Source organism: Streptosporangium sp. NPDC020072, from assembly GCF_040631445.1.
Classification (GTDB): domain Bacteria; phylum Actinomycetota; class Actinomycetes; order Streptosporangiales; family Streptosporangiaceae; genus Streptosporangium.
In genome coordinates, this window is record NZ_JBEYAB010000008.1 from 56,353 (window position 1) to 75,757 (window position 19,405).

At 70.2% G+C, this 19,405-nt stretch carries 22 protein-coding genes; 9 read left to right on the forward strand and 13 right to left on the reverse strand.

Annotation, left to right across the window (positions count from 1 at the left end):
- Positions 1-56: 56 nt before the first annotated feature.
- Positions 57-269 (forward strand): hypothetical protein, encoded by a 213-nt coding sequence (locus ABZ470_RS20330; protein ID WP_362912874.1) that lies wholly within the window; start codon positions 57-59, stop codon positions 267-269.
- A gap of 84 nt (positions 270-353) precedes the next feature.
- Here ABZ470_RS20330 and ABZ470_RS20335 read toward each other — a convergent pair whose 3' ends face one another.
- Entirely contained in the window at positions 354-593 is a 240-nt protein-coding gene (locus ABZ470_RS20335; protein ID WP_362912876.1) for a hypothetical protein, read from the reverse strand.
- Between ABZ470_RS20335 and ABZ470_RS20340 the strand changes: the two genes are divergently transcribed.
- Together ABZ470_RS20340 and ABZ470_RS20345 are read left to right on the forward strand one after the other, a co-directional pair.
- Positions 571-1,155, forward strand: coding sequence for an RICIN domain-containing protein (locus ABZ470_RS20340; protein ID WP_362912878.1), 585 nt, complete (start codon positions 571-573; stop codon positions 1,153-1,155). The genes ABZ470_RS20335 and ABZ470_RS20340 overlap by 23 nt on opposite strands.
- Before the next feature lie 475 nt (positions 1,156-1,630).
- On the forward strand, positions 1,631-2,515 hold the full coding sequence (locus tag ABZ470_RS20345; protein WP_362785272.1) for an esterase-like activity of phytase family protein: 885 nt from the start codon (positions 1,631-1,633) through the stop codon (positions 2,513-2,515).
- Positions 2,516-2,634: 119 nt separating this feature from the next.
- On the opposite strand, the gene ABZ470_RS20350 is transcribed toward ABZ470_RS20345, so the two are convergent.
- The 4 genes from ABZ470_RS20350 to ABZ470_RS20365 are packed head-to-tail and all read right to left on the reverse strand — an operon-like array spanning position 2,635 to position 6,549.
- Positions 2,635-3,927: an FAD-dependent monooxygenase gene (locus ABZ470_RS20350; protein WP_362912880.1), complete on the reverse strand. Its 1,293-nt coding sequence runs from the start codon at positions 3,925-3,927 to the stop codon at positions 2,635-2,637.
- A complete protein-coding gene (locus ABZ470_RS20355; protein ID WP_362912882.1) occupies positions 3,918-4,565 on the reverse strand; it encodes a maleylpyruvate isomerase family mycothiol-dependent enzyme in 648 nt (215 codons plus the stop codon). Before ABZ470_RS20355 ends, ABZ470_RS20350 begins: the two co-directional genes overlap by 10 nt.
- Positions 4,565-5,398, reverse strand: coding sequence for a fumarylacetoacetate hydrolase family protein (locus ABZ470_RS20360; protein WP_362912884.1), 834 nt, complete (start codon positions 5,396-5,398; stop codon positions 4,565-4,567). The genes ABZ470_RS20355 and ABZ470_RS20360 overlap by 1 nt, the downstream gene beginning before the upstream one ends.
- A complete protein-coding gene (locus ABZ470_RS20365; RefSeq protein ID WP_352012169.1) occupies positions 5,395-6,549 on the reverse strand; it encodes a cupin domain-containing protein in 1,155 nt (384 codons plus the stop codon). The genes ABZ470_RS20360 and ABZ470_RS20365 overlap by 4 nt, the downstream gene beginning before the upstream one ends.
- Before the next feature lie 91 nt (positions 6,550-6,640).
- On the opposite strand from ABZ470_RS20365, the gene ABZ470_RS20370 reads away from it, so the two are divergent.
- Positions 6,641-7,393 carry an IclR family transcriptional regulator gene (locus ABZ470_RS20370; protein WP_362912886.1) on the forward strand — a complete coding sequence of 251 codons (753 nt, stop codon included), beginning with the start codon at positions 6,641-6,643 and terminating at the stop codon, positions 7,391-7,393.
- Between the two features lie 3 nt (positions 7,394-7,396).
- Here ABZ470_RS20370 and ABZ470_RS20375 read toward each other — a convergent pair whose 3' ends face one another.
- Positions 7,397-8,047, reverse strand: a complete 651-nt coding sequence (locus ABZ470_RS20375; RefSeq protein ID WP_352012171.1) for a TetR/AcrR family transcriptional regulator — start codon at positions 8,045-8,047, stop codon at positions 7,397-7,399.
- Between the two features lie 138 nt (positions 8,048-8,185).
- On the opposite strand from ABZ470_RS20375, the gene ABZ470_RS20380 reads away from it, so the two are divergent.
- From ABZ470_RS20380 to ABZ470_RS20390, 3 genes are all read left to right on the forward strand, one after another.
- Positions 8,186-9,745, forward strand: coding sequence for a bifunctional 3-(3-hydroxy-phenyl)propionate/3-hydroxycinnamic acid hydroxylase (locus ABZ470_RS20380; protein WP_362912888.1), 1,560 nt, complete (start codon positions 8,186-8,188; stop codon positions 9,743-9,745).
- Between the two features lie 61 nt (positions 9,746-9,806).
- Complete coding sequence (locus ABZ470_RS20385; RefSeq protein WP_362785286.1) at positions 9,807-10,739, forward strand: VOC family protein; 933 nt, start codon at positions 9,807-9,809, stop codon at positions 10,737-10,739.
- Positions 10,739-11,584, forward strand: a complete 846-nt coding sequence (locus ABZ470_RS20390) for an alpha/beta hydrolase (RefSeq protein WP_352012174.1) — start codon at positions 10,739-10,741, stop codon at positions 11,582-11,584. The genes ABZ470_RS20385 and ABZ470_RS20390 overlap by 1 nt, the downstream gene beginning before the upstream one ends.
- Before the next feature lie 111 nt (positions 11,585-11,695).
- Here ABZ470_RS20390 and ABZ470_RS20395 read toward each other — a convergent pair whose 3' ends face one another.
- Positions 11,696-11,980, reverse strand: coding sequence for a pyridoxamine 5'-phosphate oxidase family protein (locus ABZ470_RS20395; RefSeq protein ID WP_362912890.1), 285 nt, complete (start codon positions 11,978-11,980; stop codon positions 11,696-11,698).
- Positions 11,981-12,139: 159 nt separating this feature from the next.
- Positions 12,140-12,916 (reverse strand): HAD family hydrolase, encoded by a 777-nt coding sequence (locus ABZ470_RS20400; RefSeq protein ID WP_362912892.1) that lies wholly within the window; start codon positions 12,914-12,916, stop codon positions 12,140-12,142.
- 340 nt (positions 12,917-13,256) lie between these two features.
- On the opposite strand from ABZ470_RS20400, the gene ABZ470_RS20405 reads away from it, so the two are divergent.
- Complete coding sequence (locus tag ABZ470_RS20405) at positions 13,257-13,796, forward strand: DUF1062 domain-containing protein (protein WP_362912894.1); 540 nt, start codon at positions 13,257-13,259, stop codon at positions 13,794-13,796.
- A gap of 44 nt (positions 13,797-13,840) precedes the next feature.
- Here the strand turns inward: ABZ470_RS20405 and ABZ470_RS20410 are convergent, their stop codons facing one another.
- Genes ABZ470_RS20410 through ABZ470_RS20420 form a run of 3 tightly spaced genes read right to left on the reverse strand, consistent with a single transcriptional unit; the run spans position 13,841 to position 16,093 of the window.
- On the reverse strand, positions 13,841-14,506 hold the full coding sequence (locus tag ABZ470_RS20410; protein ID WP_362912896.1) for a response regulator transcription factor: 666 nt from the start codon (positions 14,504-14,506) through the stop codon (positions 13,841-13,843).
- Positions 14,503-15,651, reverse strand: coding sequence for a sensor histidine kinase (locus ABZ470_RS20415; protein WP_362912898.1), 1,149 nt, complete (start codon positions 15,649-15,651; stop codon positions 14,503-14,505). The genes ABZ470_RS20410 and ABZ470_RS20415 overlap by 4 nt, the downstream gene beginning before the upstream one ends.
- A 19-nt stretch (positions 15,652-15,670) precedes the next feature.
- Positions 15,671-16,093 (reverse strand): hypothetical protein, encoded by a 423-nt coding sequence (locus tag ABZ470_RS20420; protein WP_362912900.1) that lies wholly within the window; start codon positions 16,091-16,093, stop codon positions 15,671-15,673.
- Positions 16,094-16,394: 301 nt separating this feature from the next.
- Between ABZ470_RS20420 and ABZ470_RS20425 the strand changes: the two genes are divergently transcribed.
- Positions 16,395-17,519, forward strand: coding sequence for a lipase (locus tag ABZ470_RS20425; RefSeq protein ID WP_362912902.1), 1,125 nt, complete (start codon positions 16,395-16,397; stop codon positions 17,517-17,519).
- Here ABZ470_RS20425 and ABZ470_RS20430 read toward each other — a convergent pair.
- Both ABZ470_RS20430 and ABZ470_RS20435 read right to left on the reverse strand, forming a co-directional pair.
- A complete protein-coding gene (locus tag ABZ470_RS20430) occupies positions 17,484-18,200 on the reverse strand; it encodes a response regulator transcription factor (RefSeq protein ID WP_362912904.1) in 717 nt (238 codons plus the stop codon). The two genes, ABZ470_RS20425 and ABZ470_RS20430, sit on opposite strands and share 36 nt — an antisense overlap.
- Complete coding sequence (locus ABZ470_RS20435) at positions 18,197-19,345, reverse strand: histidine kinase (protein ID WP_362912906.1); 1,149 nt, start codon at positions 19,343-19,345, stop codon at positions 18,197-18,199. Before ABZ470_RS20435 ends, ABZ470_RS20430 begins: the two co-directional genes overlap by 4 nt.
- Positions 19,346-19,405 lie beyond the last annotated feature (60 nt).

Consider the following 19,405-nt stretch of genomic DNA (forward strand, 5'->3'; position numbering starts at 1 on the left):
CGGTGACATTGATCTTTCGCCCGGAGTCCGGGCGTTGAGAAGCATCGTGCCAAGTCTTGATCGCGGCTGGGAGGGCGCTGACGGCCTGGAAATTCCTGGCGCTGTTTTTCGCCTTTCCGGCCAGTGCCGCGGCGAGCCGTAATACGGCCCCGGAATCGCTCATCCCATTTCGTCCGGCGCTCGGTGAAAATTCGGTGGGTGAACGCCATCGCCGTCCGCGGCACGCCTGTTTAACATTGGTGTCGGCGAAAAGCGAATGCGGCACCTGAGAAATCGGAGGCGTGCCGAGCGTCGCGAATCACCGATCACCCCTACGCCGGGTTCATCCTCCTGATCACCAGAGCCGACCACGCTCAACCGCCGAAGGGAGCGGCCCATTTTCCGGCATGGCCGTTACCGGTGCCGGAGACCACCGAAACCGTGTCACGACAGGACCACGGTGAACCCGCCCGCGCGGCCCTCATTGTCCAGACCAGACGAGGAGAAATCATGAGATTTTCCCGTGCCAGGATCGGCTTTCTGTCGCGAAAAGGCAGAAGGCCGACCTCGTTGAATCCCGGGGAGAGGCGGTTGACGTTCAGCGCCCTGGTCATGGCGCTGGTCCTGGTGGCCGTGTCCTTCGCGGCGGGCACGTCCACGCCGGCGTACGCGGAAACGCGTTACGCGGAGATCGTGAACCGGATCAGCGGACTGCGCGCCGACGTGATGTGGGCGTCCACCAATCCGAGGCAGGGCGTCTTCCTGTGGCCGGACAATGCCAGCCACTCGCAGGAGTTCGAGTTCCTCGACAGCGGAAACGGATACTTCCGCATAAAGGCCCGTCACTCCGGTCAGTGCCTGCAACTCTTGGACGGTGACCCCCGGGAGGGTGTGTCCATCGTTCAGGACACCTACTGCGAGTCCGGGTACGCGCCGGCCGAGTGGCGAACCGATTACATCATCCCGCCGCACGAGCCCTGCGTGTGCTTTCCCGAGACCTACATGATCATCAGGAACCGCGCGAACGGCAGGTGCCTGGACGCCTCCTCCAGCGGTATACCCGGCCAGCAGGCACGCCTGCAGGCATGGAGCTGCATCAGGACAGGTACGGAAGGGAACCGCTGGAACCAGGTGTGGGGCTTCCAGTACCCCGGGGGCAACCCTCCGGTCCGCTGAGGCCGTCACGTCGGGGGCTCCGCCCGCCGCCGTCCGGGCGGCCCTTCGAACGGCGGCGGGCGGGGCGGGAGACGTCCCCTCGGGGTTGCGGGGCAAGCCCACCGGGAACGTCGGCGTTGCCTCACGCTGCGGACGGCGTGACGACGTATGCGATTCATTCGGCATTCATGCCGAATGATCAGAATTTTGTCGTTTATGCCTGTTCCGGCTGCTGCCGGCAGCCGTTCGCTCGTTGAAAGGCAGTTCGCCTGTGAATGGCAGTACCTTTCGGACCCCCCGCCCGTTATCCGGCCGACCGGCCCGCGGAATCCTGGTCGCCGGCGCGATGGCGCTCGGCATGATGGCCACACCGACGATCGCCAACGCGACATCCGTCGCGCCCGTCACACAAGTCGAAGAAGCCACAAAAGCCACAGAAAACGGGGTCGCCCCGGCCAGTTCCCTGGCATCGGTCGCCTGGCCGGGCGGTTCCTCGGTGTCCACCGCCGACGGGTCGAACGTTTTCGGTGAGGACCTCAGCGGCCTCCACCAGACCGGCGGGGTGCTGTGGGGCGCGCAGAACAGCGGCAGGCTGTGGCGCCTGGTCCCGAACGGCTCCGGCGGCTGGAAGCCCGACACCACCGGCGGCTGGACCTCCGGCAAGGCGCTTCGCTTCCCCGGCGGCTCCGGCGCCCCCGACAGCGAGGGCGTCACCGTCACCGGCTCCGGTGCGGCCGGAGGGGTGTTCGTCTCCAGCGAGCGCAACGGTTCCGGCAGCAGCAGGCTCTCCGTCCTGCGCTACGACGTCTCCGGCAGCGGCACGACGCTGACCGCGACCAAGGAGTGGAACCTCACCGCGAGCCTGCCGTCCGTGGGCTCCAACCTCGGCTTCGAGGGCGTCACCTGGATCCCCGACGGCTACCTCACCGGCGCCGGGTTCAAGGACGCCTCGACCGGCGCGGCCTACGACCCCGGCGGCTACGGCGCCCACACCGGAGGTGTTTTCTTCCTCGGCGTCGAAGGCACCGGCATGATCCACGGCTACGTCCTTGAGGACTCCGGGGCCTTCACCCGGATCTCCTCGACCAGCAGCGGCATGGCCGGTGTCATGGAACTGCAGTGGGAACCGCAGGCCCTCCGGTTGTGGGCCGTCTGCGACGACAACTGCGGCGGCCAGCACCGCACCCTGAAGGTCGACGCCTCAGGGGCCTTCGCCGTCACCGCCGTCCACGACCGGCCCACCGGCATGCCCGACTACAACAACGAGGGCTTCTCCCTCGCCGGAGCCGACGAATGCGTCAACGGGTCCAAGCCCGTCTACTGGGCCGACGACGACAACGACGGCGGCCACGCCATCCGTAGGGGCACCGTCACCTGCTGACCGGCCATGGAGAACACGTTCCCGGGCGACCCGGCGCCAACGTGTCCGGTGCCGCCGGTCGTCGCCCGGGGCGGTACCGCCCGCCTCGGGCGGAAGCGAAGCGGTCAAAAGTGGCACGGTCAGAGCGGCACGGTGTCCAGGGGGATCGGCTGGAACATCTCCGGTTCGTCCTCGGGGACCAGCGCCGTGGGGCCGTAGATCCAGTCGACGAACGAGTAGTCGTAGACGTCACGGCCACGCAGGAGGGCGTTGCGCCGCAGCCTCAGGACGCCTTCGAGGTGCCACAGCTCGCCCCACGCCCGGGCGGTGGTGACGACGCGGCGGCAGTGCTCGGGCCGTACGGCCTCATAGGCGGCGAGTGCCGCGTCCCAGTCGACGCCGGAGCCGTCACCGGTCCGCCGCGCGCGCTGGGCGGCGACGTGCTCCCCGAGCACCCAGCCGTCCTCGATCGCCATGATCGCGCCCTGCGCCATGTACTGCAGGGGCGGGTGCGCCGCGTCACCGAGCAGCGCGATCCGGCCGGTCACCCAGGTCATGATCGGGTCACGGTCGTACATCCGCCACCACCGGTCGCGCCACATCAGCGGCAGCCCCTTCCGGACCCGCTCGCAGGTTCCCGCGAACGCCGCGTCCAGCTCGTCCGGTGTTCCCCAGTCGTCCTCACCGGCCAGCGCCTTCGGCGACTCGAACACGGCGACCTGGTTGAACATCTCGCCGCCCCGCAGCGGATACTGGACGAAGTGGCAGCGGGGGCCGACGTACACGACGACGTCCTTGTCGTGGATGCCGTTGTCGGCGACCTTCTCGAACGGCACGGCGCCGCGGTAGGCGACGTACGCCGAACTCACCGGCTCGTCCTTGACCAGCAGTTCGCGGGCGACCGAGTGCAGCCCGTCCGCGGCGATCACCACCTCCGCCTCGTCGGCGCCGCCGTCGGCGAAACGGACCCGGGCGCCACCGGCGACGTTCTCGTACGACGTGCAGTGGGCGTCGGTCAGGAGCTCCACACCCGCCCGCTCACAGGCGCGGAGCAGGATCCCGTGCAGGTCGCTGCGGTGGATCACCAGGTAGGGGTAGCCGTAACGGCGCTCCAGGTCGCGCAGGTCCAGCCGGGTCAGGTCGTCGTCGTCCACGGCGTCCTTCATGACCATGGCCTCGGGCAGCACGCCGAGGGCGGCCGCCTCCTCCAGCAGCCCGTAGCGGTCCAGGATGCGGGTGCAGTTCGGCGCCAGCTGGAGGCCCGCGCCGACCTCGCCGAACACCGACGACCGCTCGTGCACCCTGACCCGCAGCCCCTGACGGGTCAGGGCGAGCGCCGCGGACAGGCCGCCGATGCCGCCTCCGACGACGATCACGTCGGCACGGGTTGAGGGGAAGACGCCCATGGGATCGGTCCTTCTCGTCACAGCCACGGAGGCAGGGTCGGTGGGAGGCCGCCGCCGACGGCGGTCACCCCGGTCGTGGGACGTCCGGCCAGGTAGGCGGTGACGTCGGCCAGGGACCCTTCGACGCCGGGCACCGCGTCGAGACCCCGCTTGGCGAGGACGTCCTCCCGCAGCGCCAGCAGGAAGCCGTCGGGAAGGTCGGCGAAGGTGAGCCCGGTGGCGAGGTCCACGGCGTGCACCATGACCTCCCGGCTGCGCATCCACGGGACCTCGCTCGCCGGCACGGTACGGCCCTGCGCGGTCACCACCTGGGTCCGCCACGCCTCGTCGGGCAGCGCCTCCATCGCGGTGGCCAGGGTCGCGGCCGACTCCGTGAACCACCGTGACAGTTCGCCGGCGCCCAGCCGGGAACCCCGCTCGATCCCCTCGGCGCGTTCCTGCGGGGAGCCGTACATCGGGGTCCTCTCGCCGGTGCGCGCCCAGTGGATCAGGTTGCCGACCGCCTCGGCGTTCGCGGCCAGGTGCGCCACGAGGTGCTTGCGCGTCCAGCCGGGCAGGGCCGAGGCGGCGCCGTACTCCTCCTCGGACAGGCCGGTGATCGCCGACACGCACAGCCGGGTCCCCGTCTCGGCCCACGCGAGTGTGGTGGCGAGGTCGCGTGCCATCACGCGCCTTCGGGGACGACGCGGTTCTCAAGGCGGCCGAGACCCTCGATCTCGGTCACGACCAGCTCGCCGCCCTTCAGGAAGACCGGTGGCCTGCGGGCGTGACCGACCCCGCCGGGGGTGCCGGTCGCGATCACGTCGCCCGGGTTGAGGCGCACCATCGTCGAGACGTAACGGATCAGGTGGACCGGGTCGAAGAGCAGGTCGCCGGTGTTGTCGGACTGCGTCACCTGACCGTCGACCTCGCAGCGGATGTCGAGCGCCGGCCGCGGGCCGGTCTCGTCGGCGGTGACGAGGAACGGGCCGATCGGGGTGGTCGAGTCCCAGTTCTTGCCCTGCAGCCACTCCCGGGTCCGGAACTGCCAGTCACGGCACGTGATGTCGTTGAGCACGGTGAACCCCGCGATCGCGGCGACCGCCTGCTCCTCGTCCGCCCGGCGTACCTGCCGGCCGACGACGACGGCGAGTTCGGCCTCCCAGTCGAACTGCTCGGTCTCCTCGGGGCGCCGGATGTCGTCGGTGGCGCCGATGAGGGTGTCGGTGAACTTGGAGAAGAGGGTCGGGTACTCCGGGAGGTCGCGGCCCATCTCCTTGATGTGGTTCTGGTAGTTCAACCCGACGCAGATGACCTTGCCGGGCCGGGGCACGACCGGGGCGAGGTCGGCTCCGGCGAGCGGGTGCCGGGTGCCGTCGGCCGTCGCGGCGGTCGCGAGACCGCCGGGCGCGGCCAGCACGGCGCCGACGTCGGGCAGGCCCACCTCGACGAGCTGGTCGCCCTCGACGCGGACGGCGGCGGTGCGCTGGTCACCCAGGCGGATGGTGGCGAGCTTCATCGGCTGTCCCTTTCGGTGTGGCTGCGAAACAGGTTGAGCTTGGTGAAGATCGGGGCGTCGCCGAACTGGAACAGGTCGAGCGCGCCCGAGTCGGAGTCGGACGCCGACGCCTCCGAGCGGATCGACAGCGGCTGCCAGGACGGGACGACGAAGAGATCTCCGCGGGTCACCGTCCAGGTCCGGTCGCCGACGGTGACCCGGCCGGACCCGTCGAAGACCTGGTAGACCGACGAGCCGGTCTCCCGGTACGGCGCGGTCTCCGTGCCGGTGGTGATCCGGTGGAACTGCGCCCGGATCGTCGGCAGCACGTCGTCGGCGGTGGTCGGGTTGGTGTAGCGGACCAGGGCGTGACCCGGCTCGACCGTGGCCGGGTGGCCCTCCCGCTCCAGCGTGAGCTGGCCGGTCAGCGCGGCGTCGGTGTCGGTCCAGCGATAACGCAGAAGGGGTGTGCCCTCGCGGCGGCCGAGCTGTGAGACCGGTGCCAGGCCGGGGTGCCCCCAGAGCCGCTCGGCGCGGGAACGATCGGGGGTGGCGTGCTCCTCCTCGGTGAGGGTGTCCCGGCCGAAGTCGAAGAACTGCCCCTCGATGCCGTACTGGAACGGGATGTCGAGCCCGTCGATCCAGGCCATCGGCGTACTCGCCGAGTTGTGGTGGGCGTGCCAGTGCAGACCGGGCTGGGGGAGGAAGTCGCCCCGGCGCATCGGCACCGGGTCGCGCTCGACCACGGTCCACACTCCCTCGCCCTCGACGACGAAGCGGAAGGCGTTCTGGGTGTGCCGGTGCTCGGGCGCGTCCTCGCCCGGCATGAGGTACTGGATCGCGGCCCACAGGGTCGGGGTCGCGTAGGGCTTGCCGCCCAGGCCCGGGTTGGCCAGCGCGATCGCGCGGCGCTCGCCGCCGCGGCCGACGGGGACCAGGTTCCCGGAACGGCCGGCGAGTTCGAGCAGTTCGCTCCAGTTCCAGCGGTGCGGCCGGGCCTTGGAACGCGGGTGCCGCGGCATCAGGTCGCCGATCTCCGTCCACAGCGGGACGAGCAGCGCCTTCTCGAACCCGCGGTAGAGGTCTTCGAGTTCGGGGCTGACGGGAGGCTGGTCGGGCCGGTCCTCAGCGGTGACGCTGACCGGCGACGTGATGGCGTGCGCGTCGGACATGGTCCTGACTATCTGCTGACGCGACGGATCAGGAACAGAGGATTCTGCACAGCAGAACAGGCTGTGCCAGGATCGGACCATGGTGAAGCCGATGAAGACTCCGCCGGCCTACGCCTCGAACAGCGTCGACCACGCCCTCAGGCTCGCGCAGATCCTCCAGCTCGATGGGGCGATCACGGTCTCCGCGGCGGCCGAACGGCTGGGCGTCGCCCGTTCCACGGCCCACCGGCTGCTGACCGCGCTGGTCTACCGCGACTTCGCGGTGCAGGACGAGGACCGGACCTACCGGGTGGGCCCCATCCTCGCCCTCGCCGAGCGTGCCCAGTCCGACGTCGGCACGCTCCGGGCGGCGGCCCTCGGGCCGATGCGGGCCCTGGTCGACCGGATCGACGAGACCGTGAACCTCAGCATCCGCACCGGCAGGAACGTCCGGTTCATCGCCTCGGTCGAGTGCGCCCAGGCCCTGCGGGTGGGCAGCCGCGAGGGCATGGTCTTCCCCGCCCACCAGGCGACCGGCGGCCTGGTGGCGCTGGCGGCGCTCCCGGACGAGGAACTCGTGACCCTGTACGCCGCCGACGACCGGCACGACTCCGCCGAGGAACTGCCCGACCTGACGAGGCTTCGCCGTGAGCTCCGGTCCGTACGGCTCAGCGGTGTCGTGCTCAACCTTGAACGCACCGAGCGGGGCGTGACCGCGATGGGGTGCGCGGTGAGGGATCGCTCCGGTGCGACCGTCGCGGCGCTGTCGATCTCGATGCCCAGCGTCCGTTACTCGCCGGAGCAGGTCAAGCCGCTCACCGCCGCCCTCACGGCCGCCGCCGACGCGATCACGCGCGCCCTCTGAGGCTCAGTGGCGGGCGATCAGTGCCTCGCCGATCGCCGTCATGGCGTCGGCGAGCTGCTCCATGAACTCCGAGATCGGCTTGCCGTCCTCCGACTGGAGCGAGACGAACGCGCCGTCGAATCCGGCCATGCCGAAGTGGGCGAGGGCGTCCGCGACCGTGTTCGCGGCCTCCTCGCCCTCGCTCAGGAACGAGGAGCGGATCATGTGCCGCATGTAGTCGCGGCCCTCGTCGCGGACCGCGATCACGGTTCGCAGCGCCTCCGGAGCCTCGGCCGCCTCGTTGCTCATGACCAGCACCAGCAGCAGGCGCAGGAACGCCTCCCGGTGCTCGAAGACCTCACCGGTCCTGCGCAGGTACCACCCGAGGCGCTCGCGCGGGGTGCCGCCCTCCGGCGGGTTGCGGTGGGCCTCGCGCATGGCGTCGAAGTAGTCGCTCGCCCCCTGGGACATGACGGCCGACAGCAGCCCCGCCTTGGACTCGAAGTGGTGGTAGAAGGCGCTCCTCGGCAGGCCCGTCTCCTTGATGAGGGTCGACATCGACGTGCCCGCGTAGCCGCGCACGGACATCACCCGGGCGGTCGCGTCGAGGATCTCCTGGCGTGACCGTCGGCCTCGGCGGTTCCCGGTCTGCGCCTTCGGCGCGGGCTTGTCCACTCGCCGAATTCTAGGGACTCGGAGGGCGGCTCTTGACACATCGCCGCTGGTCATTGTTACCCTCCTCACTATCGTACCGACCGATCGGTCCAAAACTGCCGCGCCGAGCACACGCGGCCAGGACAACGGAGTCAGCGCATGACCGAGAGCTACGACGCGGATGTCGCGATCATCGGATACGGCCCGACCGGTGTGATCGCCGCACTCACCCTCGCCAGGTACGGAGTCTCCGCCGTCGCCCTCGAACGGGACAGGGACATCTACCCCCGAGCCCGGGCCGTGACCGTCAACGACTGGACGATGCGGATCTTCCAGGATCTCGGCATCGACGAGCGGATCGAGAAGAAGATCGACCCCCAGCGGGCCCTGCGCTGGGTGACCTACGACGGCACGGAGATCATGCGGGTCGAGCACCCGCCCTCGACGCTGGGCCGCAAGCCGCGCTTCTACAACATCTACCAGCCGACGATGGAGACCGAACTGCGCGCCGCCGCGCTGGAGTACGGCGACCGCATCACCGTCCACTACGGCGCCGAGGTCACCGGGATCGACCAGCACGACGACGGCGTCACCGTCACCTCGACGGACACCGCGACCGGTGAGACCCGCACCGTCCGCGCCCGGTACGCGATCGGCGCCGACGGCGGCAGCAGCACGACCCGGGACGAGGTGGGCTGCCGGCTGCTGGGCGACACCAACGACGTCACATGGGTGGTCATCGACTGCCGCGTCAAGCGGTGGTGGCCCGACCGCGACTTCCTGACCTTCTGGTCCGACAAGGAACGCCCGGTCGTCGACATCGCGCTGTCCGCGGGCAACCACCGCTGGGAGATCCCGCTCAAGCCCGACGAGTCCCCGGCGGACTACCCGACCAGCGCCGAGGTGTGGCCGCTGCTCCAGGCGCTCGGCGTCACGGAGGAGGACGTCGAGATCCACCAGCACGCCTTCTACCGGCACCACACCCGGATGGCCGACACCTGGCGCCGGGGCCGGGTCTTCCTGGCCGGCGACGCGGCCCACCTGATGCCGCCGTGGGCGGGCGCCGGAATGCAGACCGGAATGCGCGACGCCCACAACCTGTGCTGGAAACTCGCCCGCGTGATCAAAGGCGAGCTGTCCGAGAGCTGGCTGGAGACCTACGAGGCGGAACGGCGTCCGAACGCCGCCTTCTACACCGGCCTCGCGGTCCAGCTCGGACGGGTCATCAAGCAGGAGCTGTCCGAACAGGAGCAGGCCGCGATGAACGCGGTGCCCCAGGACACGGTCACCCCGTTCGAGCCACCGCTCATCGCCCCGCCGGTGCTTGAGGGCGGCTGGATCAGGGGCCCGCTGGGCGATGCCAGCATCGTCGGCCGGATGGTCCCGCAGCCGATCACCGGCGACGCGATCGGCCGGATGGTGCGCCTGGACGACCTCCTCGGCGACGGCTTCGTGCTGCTCGGCGGCGACGTCGATCCCTCGACCCTGCTGACGGCGGAGGAGAAGGCGGGCTGGGACGCGCTCGGCGCGCGCTACGTCGCGGTGCGGCCGAAGACGGCGTACACGCAGGGGCCGGACGAACTGGTCGACCTGGACGAGGTCCTGCTGCCGTGGCTGCGCAGGTACGGCGCCCGCGCCGTGGCGCTGCGCCCCGACAGGTTCGTCGCCGCGTCCGACGTCGGCGGCCTCGCCGTACCCGCCCTCGCCATGCCCGCCTGAGACCGGCCGGCCGGCCACCGGCCTGAGAAATCTGAGAAGCCTGAGAAGAAGGAGAAGAGAGATGCCCCGAGTCAAGGAGCTCGGTTACGTCGTCTACGAGGTCAGCGACCTCGCCGACTGGGAGCACTTCGGCGTCGAGCTGCTGGGCATGCCGATCGGCGAGAGAACCGGCACCGGGTTCACCCTGCGCACCGACGAGAAGGCCCACCGCTGGATCGTCACCGAGGGCCCCGCCGACGACCTGGTGGCCACGGGCTACGAGGTCGTCGACGCGGCCGAGCTCGACGCGCTGGTCGAGAAGGTGCGCGCGGCCGGGATCGAGGTCGCCGAGGGCGACCCCGCCCTCGCCGCCGCCCGTAAGGTGGAGCGGATCTTCGTCACCGCGGACCCGATGGGCAACCGCATCGAGCTGGTCACCGGCCTGGCCGAGGCCGGCACTCCGTTCGAGTCCGCCAAGCTGCTCGGCGGCTTCGTGACGGGCGCGGGCGGCGCGGGCCACCAGGTCCTCCTGGCGCACGACGTCCCACGGGAGACCTACCTGGGCTTCTACATCGACCTGCTCGGATTCAAGGTCAGCGACATCATCGTCGAGGAGGTGACCCCGGGTGTGGTCGCCGACCTGATCTTCCTGCACTGCAACGGCCGCCACCACACCGTGGCCTTCGGTGACCTGCCGTCGCCGAAGAGGACCCACCACTTCATGGTCGAGGTGACCGACATCCGCGACGTCGGCAGGGCCTACGACCGGTGCATGGACGCCAAGCAGCCGTTCGAGATGACACTCGGCATGCACCCGAACGACCACATGTTCAGCTTCTACGTCTTCACGCCCTCGGGCTTCAGCGTCGAGTACGGCTGGGGCGGGCTGATCATCGACGACGAGACGTGGGAGGTCAGGACGCTCGACAAGCTGCACAGCTGGGGTCACCGCCCCTCGGCCGTCGTCGCCGAACTGCTCGCCGCCGCACCCGCACCGAACGGAGAAGACCACTGATGGCCCTCGACCCCAAGGACATCGCCCGCACGGTCCAGACGAACGACTGGAAGCTCCGCTACTACGAGGCGGGCTCCGGCCACCCGGTCGTCCTGCTGCACGGCAGCGGGCCGGGCGCGACCGGGTGGAGCAACTTCGCGGGCAACATCGAGGCGCTGGCCGAGCACTTCCACGTGTACGCCGTCGACATGCCCGGCTGGGGCGAGTCGGACCCCGCGACCGTCGACCGGCTCGACCATGTGGAGGCGGTGATCCAGTTCCTGGACGCCCTCGGCATCGAGAAGGCCGCGTTCGTCGGCAACTCGATGGGCGGTCAGACCTCGCTGCGTCTGGCCACCGAGCACCCGGACCGGATCTCGCACCTGGTCACCATGGGCCCGCCGGTCGGCCGGATGCCGACGCTCTTCGGTGCCGGCGGCGGCCCCTCCGAAGGCCTCAAGGTGCTGATCGAGGCCTACCACGACGCGAGCCCAGAGAACATGCGCAGGCTCGTCGAGATCATGGTCTACGACAAGGCCCGCTTCGCCACCCCCGAGTTGTGCCAGGCGCGTTCGGACGCCGCGCTCGCCCGTCCGGACCATCTGCGCAACTACGTGGACGGCCTGCCGAAGGGCGCGCCGCTGCCGAAGTGGGTCAAGCCGGAAGCGCTGCCGGCGATCCAGGTGCCGACCCTGCTCATCCACGGCCGCGACGACCGCGTCGTCTCGTTCGAGACCTCGCTGTACCTGCTGGCGAACATCCCGAACAGCAGGCTGGTGCTGCTCAACCACTGCGGGCACTGGGCGATGATCGAGCACGCCGACGAGTTCAACCGGCTGGTCGTCGACTTCGTCGCGAACAACTGACCCGACCGGCGGGGCCGACCGGCCCCGCGCGGTTGAGCCGTACGACCGGGCTGCCGGTGCGGGAGCGCCCCGGCAGTGCTTGAGTTCTCCTCGCTGTGGGCGGGGCCGTTCTCAGGCGTTCTCGCGCTCGGCCCGTCCGCGGATCAGCAGGATCTTGGGCGGGTGCACCTCGGTGTCGATCGTCAGGGCGACCATCGGGTTCTCGCGCAGGGCCGGAGGCTTCGGGGCGTTCTCCGTGGTGCACATGACGATCTCCGAGCCGTTCCAGGTGAACGCGATCGGAATGTTCCTGGGCGTGCCGTCCTTGGCCACGTACGCCAGCCGGGCCACGTGACGGGCCGGCAGCTCCCGGCTGATCGGCCGGTCCAGAATCTCGGTGATCTCGTTCGCTCTCATGGCCGTTCCTTCAAGGTCGTCGTCGTGTTCCGCCCCGGGGACGGAGCCGCCGGAGCGTTCTCGACGTCCGTCGGCTCCGAGTTTCGGATTATTTCCGGCAACCACCGCCGGACCCGGCGGTCGTCTCTTCCCACGGAGCCCCGGGGATGAGCTGATCGATCATGCCGGTGGGGTTGTCACGCCGCTCGAAGACCTGTGCCGACGCGTCTCCTCCGTGAGCGACAGGCGGCCGGGGAGATCGGTGAGACGTTCGACGCGGAGCACGGTCTCGTCCGCCGCCGGTGACGGTCCACCGGTGACGAAGTCGACGCCGCGGTCCAGCCAGACACCGGTGAGCCCGGCGAGGACGGCCGCGCGCACGTCGCTTTCCAGCATGTCGCCCACGTTGACCGCCCGCGCCGGGTCCGTTCCCATCCACCGGCAGGCGGCGGCGTAGGCGGCGGGCTTGGCCGTACCGAGTTCGGTCGGGGTCAGGACGGCCTCGAAGTACTCCAGGAGGCCGAAGCGGGCGAGCTTGGCGCGCTGCTGTCCGGGGTCGCCGTTGGTGAGGACGGCCAGGCGCGGTCCGTGGGGGAGTCGTTTCAGGGTCTCCAGGCATGGCCGGACGTCGGGATAGCTCCGCCAGGACTCCTCGAACGCGGTGAGGTAGCGCTCGGTGATCCAGGCGTCCAGAAGAGCGGGGTCCTCCGGAACCGGCTCGCCGAGCATGGGCAGGAAGGAGCGGACCCTGCGCCGGTGGTGTTCGGCGAAGGAACACTGACCGGCCAGGTACTCCCGCATGTGGCGTCCCTCCAGCGTCCACCATGACGTCACCAGCTCCTCCGGCGGAGCCGTCGCGTTGGGCGCGGCCCGGATGACCTGGCCGATCGTTTCCAGGACCGCGCTTCGGTGATCCACCAGGGTGCCGTCCAGGTCGAAGAAAATCACATCCGCCATGGCAGGATCATCCCTTGGCGCCCGTCCCCGGCACGCGGGGGGTGGAGCCGTCCGGCGGCTTCACCCAAGGGTCCGGCGAGCCGACACCGTCGGAAAACCGCTTGAGGCCTCCTGCCGCGTTCCCGTAGCTTGCCCCAAGCACCGTCGTCGTGAGGACAGAGGACAAGACCGCGTGACCCCGCCTGCTCTTTGACCTGACACGTTTCTTCGCTCACCTGTAGCCGACGCTCTCGTCGGTTCCGCCGGGCTGCCTCGCGCGCCCGGTTCTGCGGCGTTTGAGGCCGCGCGCAATCGGCCTCGTGTCAGGTCTAGAGAGATCATGTCTTCACAACCTCATATCGTGCTGCCCTGGGTCGTCCGTCGGACCAGGCTTCCTCTGCTGTCGTTGCGGTGCGTGGACTGCCGGTCGGAGTCGGCCACCACCGGCGAGGGCAGGTTCCGCGTCAACGCCAACGGCAAACTGCTGGACGTGTGGCTGCTGGTCCGCTGCGTGTCCTGCGACCGGACGAGCAAACTCACCGTGCACGAGCGGGCGCCGGTCAGATCCCTCGATCCGGCCCAACTCGACGGCTATCTCGTCAACGATCCGGGACTGGTGGCGTCCAGACTGCTGGACCCGCTGTTCGCCCAGCGCAACCACTTCACCCTCGACTGGACGGGGGCCTGGCGGCTGGAGACCCCGTCGGCATGGCTCGACGAGGCGTGGCCGGTCCAGGTGGAGGTCACCTTCGACGATCCGGTGCCGGTGCGTCCGGAACGGCTCATCGCGCGGGGGCTCGGCCTCAGCAGGAACGAGGTGTTGCGCCGGATCAAGTGCGACGTCTCGCTGCGCCGTACGACGAGCACCGGATTCACCTTCACCGTGATGGCTGAGAACTAGAGGTGGTGAGGCCACCCGGCCTCACCACCTCCTCGGAGTCGTCGTCACGCGCCGGGCCGTACGAGGCCGCTCTCGTAGGCCAGGATGACCAGCTGGACCCTGTCGCGCACGTTCAGTTTGGCGATGGCCCTGGTGATGTGGGTCTTGGCGGTGAACGGGCTGATGACGAGGCGCTCGGCGATCTCGTTGTTGGAGAGTCCGAGCGCCACGAGCTTGACCGTCTCCAGTTCCCGGGAGGTGAGGGCGGCCATTCGCCGCCCCGCGTCAGGCGTGAAGTCCTGCCGATGGGCGAACCGCTCGACGACACGGCGGGTGACGCCCGGCGACAGGAGCGCGTCCCCACCGGCGACGGCGGCGACCGCCCGGCGGAGTTCCGCGGGCTCGACCTCCTTGGTGAGGAAGCCGCTGGCTCCGGCGCGCAGGGCGGCGAAGACGTGTTCGTCGGTGTCGAACGTGGTGAGGATGATGACGCGGCAGCCCAGGATGGCCGGGTCGGTGACGATGCGGCGCGTGGCGGTGATCCCGTCGGTGCCCGGCATGCGGATGTCCATGAGAACCACGTCAGGGCGGGTGCTCACGGTCAGCCGTACGGCTTCGTCGCCGTCCTGGGCCTCGCCGACGACGGTGATGTCCCGGGAGCGGGCCAGCAGGCTGCGGAAGCCGGCCCGTACGAGCGCCTGGTCGTCGGCGAGGAGGACCTTGATCGTCATGCCATCGAGCCTGCCACAGGGATGTCGGCCCGTACGGCGAAGCCGCCACCGGGGACGGGGCCCGCGGTGAACTCGCCCCCGAGCGCGCTCACCCGTTCGCGCATGCCGGCCAGGCCGTGGCCCTCGGTGACATCGGCGCCACCCGGGACGCCGCGGCCGTCGTCGATGATCTCGACGGTGATCGAGTGCGGCCGGTAGCCGATCGTCACCTCGGCCTTGCTCGCCTCCCCGTGCTTGAGCGTGTTGGCCAGGGACTCCTGAACGACGCGGTAGACGGCGATGGCGGGAGTGGCGGAGACGGCCGCGCGGTCGCCGCGCTCATCGAGGATCACCTCAAGCCCGGCGGCGCGGATGTCCGCGATGAGAGCGTCCAGGGAGGCCAGGTCCGCCTGGGGCGCGATGTCGGCCGGGCTGTCACGCAGGGTCGCGATGAGCGAGCGAAGGTCGCTCATCGCCCGGTTCCTGACGTCCTTCGCCAGGCGTAGCGCGGCGGCGGCCTCGGCCGGGTCCTCCTGGAGGGCGTCGGCGGCGACGTTGAGCTGCACCCCGACGACGGCCAGGGTGTGCGCGATGATGTCGTGTACCTCGTGCGAGACGTGCAGCCGTTCCTCGGCGGCGCGGGCACGGTTGTCGGATTCGCGCAACCGCTCACGCCAGCGCGTCGTGGCGGCGTAGGTGAGGCCGGCGGCGATGAGGATCGCCAGGAGCAGTCCTTCCCCCACGACGTGGGTCAGGTAGTGGGTCGGGTTCCTGTCCAGGACCCAGCGGGCGTCGACAGAGGAGTAGACCAGTTGGGCCAGGCCGATGACGGGCACCCAGCGCACACGTGGTGTGGTGGCCACGGTGAAGTAGGCGACCGCGACCGGCCAGATCCAACCGGGGGGAGACCAGTGTCCGGTGAGGTGGTAGACGAAGACACCGCCGATCGACAACAGCAGCACGGTCATCGGCCAGCGGCGTCTTACCAGCAGGAGCGCTCCGAGAAACAGACCGAGGGGGATCTGGCCCTGCCAGGGGCTGTGCACCCCGGTGGCGAGGGCCACGGCGACGAAGAAGACCAGGGTGAGGACGGCGAGCGTGATGTCGATGATCCGGGCGAAGTGCCGGACAGGAGTGGGTTCGCGCCGTGCGAACGACTCGGCCATGCGGAGGCCCCGGATCCGATCAGACGTGGGTGACCAGGAGGGTCACGCCCGCCTCACCGCCGCAGTCGACGAAGACAGGGCCGACACCGTTACCGATCTTGGAGGAGAGGGTCGCCTTCGCCACGAATCCCTTCGGGTCGTCCTTCACGATGCGGATGTTCTGCAGCACCGGGTTCTTCAAGTCGATCCCGGCGATCACTGCCTTGAGCCCCTTGCCGCCGCCGCAGTGGCCGGTGATCGTCACCTCCTGGCCCCGCTCGGTGGTGGGGTTGGGGCTGACCTGAACCACGGCCCTGGCTCCCTTCGGCGGCTTCGGCGCGGCCGTCGCAGCGGTGGCCTCACCGGCCGTGCCGGTCTGGGCGCCGGCCGGTGCCCAGGCCGATCCCAGCAGACCGGCCGTCAGGCTCAGCCCGGCGATCGCCGTCATCATTCGCTTGTTCATGGTGATTCCTCCAGCTTTCGTGTCGTTGTTTCGAGGGGAAACGTTAGGCCGGGCAGTGGCGGGAGCGCGTCGTCCGTCGATCGTCACCTGATCTTGCACCGTTCGCCGTACGCGTTACTCCAAAGGGAGTAGGCATCGGTGACCCGCGCCCCGAATCCGCAGGTCCGCCGCTGACGGCCGGTTCCGGTCGCGAGCGTCATCCCTGAAAACGATCTCCGTCGAGCGCTACCTTCCTGGGTTGAGCCGGAGGTCCTCCTCACGCCAGAGGCGGCAGCCGTACACGACTGACACCGTGAACAGGGTGAAACGTGTACTCATCATCACCGCCATGGCCCTCACGCTGGCCGGATGCGGCTCCACCCCACCGCAACGCCTGACGATCCCGAAGCCGACGGGCCCGCATCCGGTGGGGACCGTCTCGGTCCACCTGGTCGATCAGTCCCGTTCGGATCCCTGGAAGGGCTCCGGCAGGAAGCGGGAGCTGATGGTCAGCCTGTGGTACCCGGCCCGGGACACGCAGGCCCACCCGATCGCCCCCTGGATGCCGAAGGCGGCGGCGGAGCAGTACCTGAAGATGAACGACCTGGAGCCGGGTTCGTTGCTGATGGACAGAACCGACGGCCACGAGGGCGCGCCCGCCGACACGAGCCTGGGCGAACTGCCGGTCGTCCTGTACTCGCCGGGCGCCAACGCCTCGCGCGCGTACGGGACCGGCGTCGTCGAGGAACTGGCCAGCCGGGGATACGCGGTGGTCACCGTCGATCACCCCTATGACGCGGCGGTGGTGGAGTTCCCCGGCGGCCGGGTTGAGACGGGTGACGAGGTGAGCGACTTCGCCAAGGCGGTCGACATCCGGGTGGCCGACGTGCGGTTCGTCCTGGACAGCCTGCCCTCCCTGGAGGAGAAACTGCCCGGTCGTGACGGGAAGCCGCTCTTCGACCTCGCGCGCATCGGAATGTTCGGGCACTCGCTCGGTGGCGCTGCTACCTCCTCCGCCATGTACGCCGACCCCCGGATCAAGGCCGGGCTCGGCCTGGACGGTGCCATCCTCGGCAAGGTCGCGCAGTCCGGTCTCGACCGGCCGTACATGGTGGTCGACACCAACGGGAAGGGCGGCATGGCGACCAATCCGACGCTGCGCACCTTCTGGGACGGGCTGCGGGGCTGGCGGCTCAACGTGACCCTCAAGGGTGCGGCCCACAACTCCTTCGGCGACGACGTCCTGCTCATCCCCATGTCGGCCAAGCCGCTGGGGCTGGGCAAGGAACAGCTTGAGGAGGTCGTCGGCACGATCCCGGCCGAGCGGGCGCTGGCCTTCCAGCGCGCCTACCCGCTGGCCTTCTTCGAGCAGAACCTGCGCGGCCGTCCGCAGGCGTTGCTGCGGGGCCCGTCAGCCGCCTTCCCCGAGGTCTCCTACCGCCGCTGACGGCGCCTGCCCGCCGGCCGTGACCAGGCCGCCCTCGTAGGCGGCGATGACGAGCTGCGCCCGGTCGTGCGCGGCGAGCTTGGCCAGCAGGCTGCGGATATGGGTCTTGACCGTCGCCTGCCCGATGCCGAGCCGCTCGGCGATCTGCGGGTTGGTCAGTCCCTGAGCCACCAGCAGGAGCACCTCCCGCTCCCGGGCGGACAGCTGGGTCAACCCCGCCGCGAGCCGGGCCGGAATCCCGGTGAACCCGCGCCGGGCGAACTCCCCGATCAGTCGCGTGGTGACCGACGGGGCCAGCAACGCCTGTCCTTCCCCCACGACGCGCAGCGCCTCCAGCAGGTCGCCCGGCCGGGTGTCCTTCAGCAGGAATCCGCTGGCTCCGGCCCGCAACGCCCCGTAGACGTACTCGTCGAGATCGAACGTGGTCAGCATCACCACCCGCGTCGCGGCGGTCACCGGGTCGGTCCGGATCAGCTCGGTGGCCTTGATCCCATCGAGGCCGGGCATGCGGACGTCCATGAGCACCAGATCGGGCCGCAGGCCGCGGGCCAGCTCCACGGCCTGCTCTCCGGTCCCGGCCTCGCCGACGGTCTCCAGGTCGGGGGCGGTGTCGATCAGCCTGCGCAGCCCCGCGCGCAGCAACGCCTGGTCCTCGGCGACCAGCACTGTGAACGTGCTCATCTCTCGTCCTTCCCGGAACCGCCCGGCGACAGCAGCCTTGCGCGGACGGCGAAGCCGCCTCCGGGCTCCGGCCCCGCCGAGAACGTTCCGCCGTACAGGGTCACCCGCTCCTCCAGCCCGGCCAGCCCGTGGCCCTCCTCCCGCGGCGCGCCCCCGCGGCCGTCGTCGACGACCTCGACCACCAGCTCATGCTCCGCCCGGGTGCCGACGGCCACCCGGCATCGGGCCGGTCCGGCGTGTTTGAGCACGTTGGTCAGCGACTCCTGCACGAGGCGATAGACGACGAGGGCCTCCTCGTCGCCGAGCGCGAGGCCGGGCTCGACGTCGAGTTCCACCCGTACGTCACCGGCCGGGATCGCCGCGACCAGCTCGCGCAACGAGTCCAACGTGTACGGCGGGCCGTCCCGGTCTGCTGAGTCGTCGCGGAGCAGACCGAGGAGCCTGCGCAGGTCCGCCAGCGCCTTCCGACTGGTCTCCTCGATGATCGACAGGGCCTCGCTCGCCTCTTCTGGGTGCGTGGCGGCGATGTGGTTGGCGATGCCGGCCCGCAGGGAGATCAGCCCCATGCTGTGGGCGACGACGTCGTGCACGTCACGAGCCATGCGCAGCCGTTCCGCCGTGGCCGCGGCCTGCGCCGACCGTGCGACGGCCTGCGCGGCGTACGCGCGCTGCTCTCGTACGGCAAGCCCGATCGTCCACGCCAGGCCGAGCGTCAGCCAGGCGAATCCGCACGCCGACGCGGCCTCTGCCCATGAGAGCGAGCCGATCGCGGAGCCGGCGGCGGTCACCGCCAGCGCGGCCACCAGCGCCGCCACCGCCGTCCGGCGCGCCTCCAGCAGCGCCACCGCGTGCAGCGCGACCGCCAAGGGCACGAACGGCTCCTCCCACCCGGTGAACGGCGCGAACACCGCCGCCACCAGGACCAGGACGCAGACCGTCACCGGCCATCGGCGCCGGACCGCCAGTGGCAGGCAGGCCAGCGCGATCACCGGCACGGCCGCGTACGTCGGCACTCGGGCGGACTCCGGCACCAGCACCGCCGACGCCGAGAACCCGGCGGCCAGGGCGAAGGCCGCGAACACGTCGACGGCGACCCAGTGTCCCGGTCGCAGCCTGCGCGCGATCAAGGGACGCCGTTCGGCCATGCGCCCACCCTAGAGGGACGGGCCTCACCAGGCACCACGGCGCCGTGTCAAAGCTCATGA

Bases quoted from the DNA above. Each gene is read 5' to 3' on its own strand.
- ABZ470_RS20335 (WP_362912876.1), bottom strand. From the start codon at position 593: ATGACCAGGGCGCTGAACGTCAACCGCCTCTCCCCGGGATTCAACGAG.
- ABZ470_RS20355 (WP_362912882.1), bottom strand. From the start codon at position 4,565: ATGGCACGCGACCTCGCCACCACACTCGCGTGGGCCGAGACGGGGACC.
- ABZ470_RS20360 (WP_362912884.1), bottom strand. From the start codon at position 5,398: ATGAAGCTCGCCACCATCCGCCTGGGTGACCAGCGCACCGCCGCCGTC.
- ABZ470_RS20365 (WP_352012169.1), bottom strand. From the start codon at position 6,549: ATGTCCGACGCGCACGCCATCACGTCGCCGGTCAGCGTCACCGCTGAG.
- ABZ470_RS20370 (WP_362912886.1), top strand. From the start codon at position 6,641: ATGAAGACTCCGCCGGCCTACGCCTCGAACAGCGTCGACCACGCCCTC.
- ABZ470_RS20380 (WP_362912888.1), top strand. From the start codon at position 8,186: ATGACCGAGAGCTACGACGCGGATGTCGCGATCATCGGATACGGCCCG.
- ABZ470_RS20385 (WP_362785286.1), top strand. From the start codon at position 9,807: ATGCCCCGAGTCAAGGAGCTCGGTTACGTCGTCTACGAGGTCAGCGAC.
- ABZ470_RS20390 (WP_352012174.1), top strand. From the start codon at position 10,739: ATGGCCCTCGACCCCAAGGACATCGCCCGCACGGTCCAGACGAACGAC.
- ABZ470_RS20395 (WP_362912890.1), bottom strand. From the start codon at position 11,980: ATGAGAGCGAACGAGATCACCGAGATTCTGGACCGGCCGATCAGCCGG.
- ABZ470_RS20400 (WP_362912892.1), bottom strand. From the start codon at position 12,916: ATGGCGGATGTGATTTTCTTCGACCTGGACGGCACCCTGGTGGATCAC.
- ABZ470_RS20410 (WP_362912896.1), bottom strand. From the start codon at position 14,506: ATGACGATCAAGGTCCTCCTCGCCGACGACCAGGCGCTCGTACGGGCC.
- ABZ470_RS20415 (WP_362912898.1), bottom strand. From the start codon at position 15,651: ATGGCCGAGTCGTTCGCACGGCGCGAACCCACTCCTGTCCGGCACTTC.
- ABZ470_RS20420 (WP_362912900.1), bottom strand. From the start codon at position 16,093: ATGAACAAGCGAATGATGACGGCGATCGCCGGGCTGAGCCTGACGGCC.
- ABZ470_RS20430 (WP_362912904.1), bottom strand. From the start codon at position 18,200: ATGAGCACGTTCACAGTGCTGGTCGCCGAGGACCAGGCGTTGCTGCGC.
- ABZ470_RS20435 (WP_362912906.1), bottom strand. From the start codon at position 19,345: ATGGCCGAACGGCGTCCCTTGATCGCGCGCAGGCTGCGACCGGGACAC.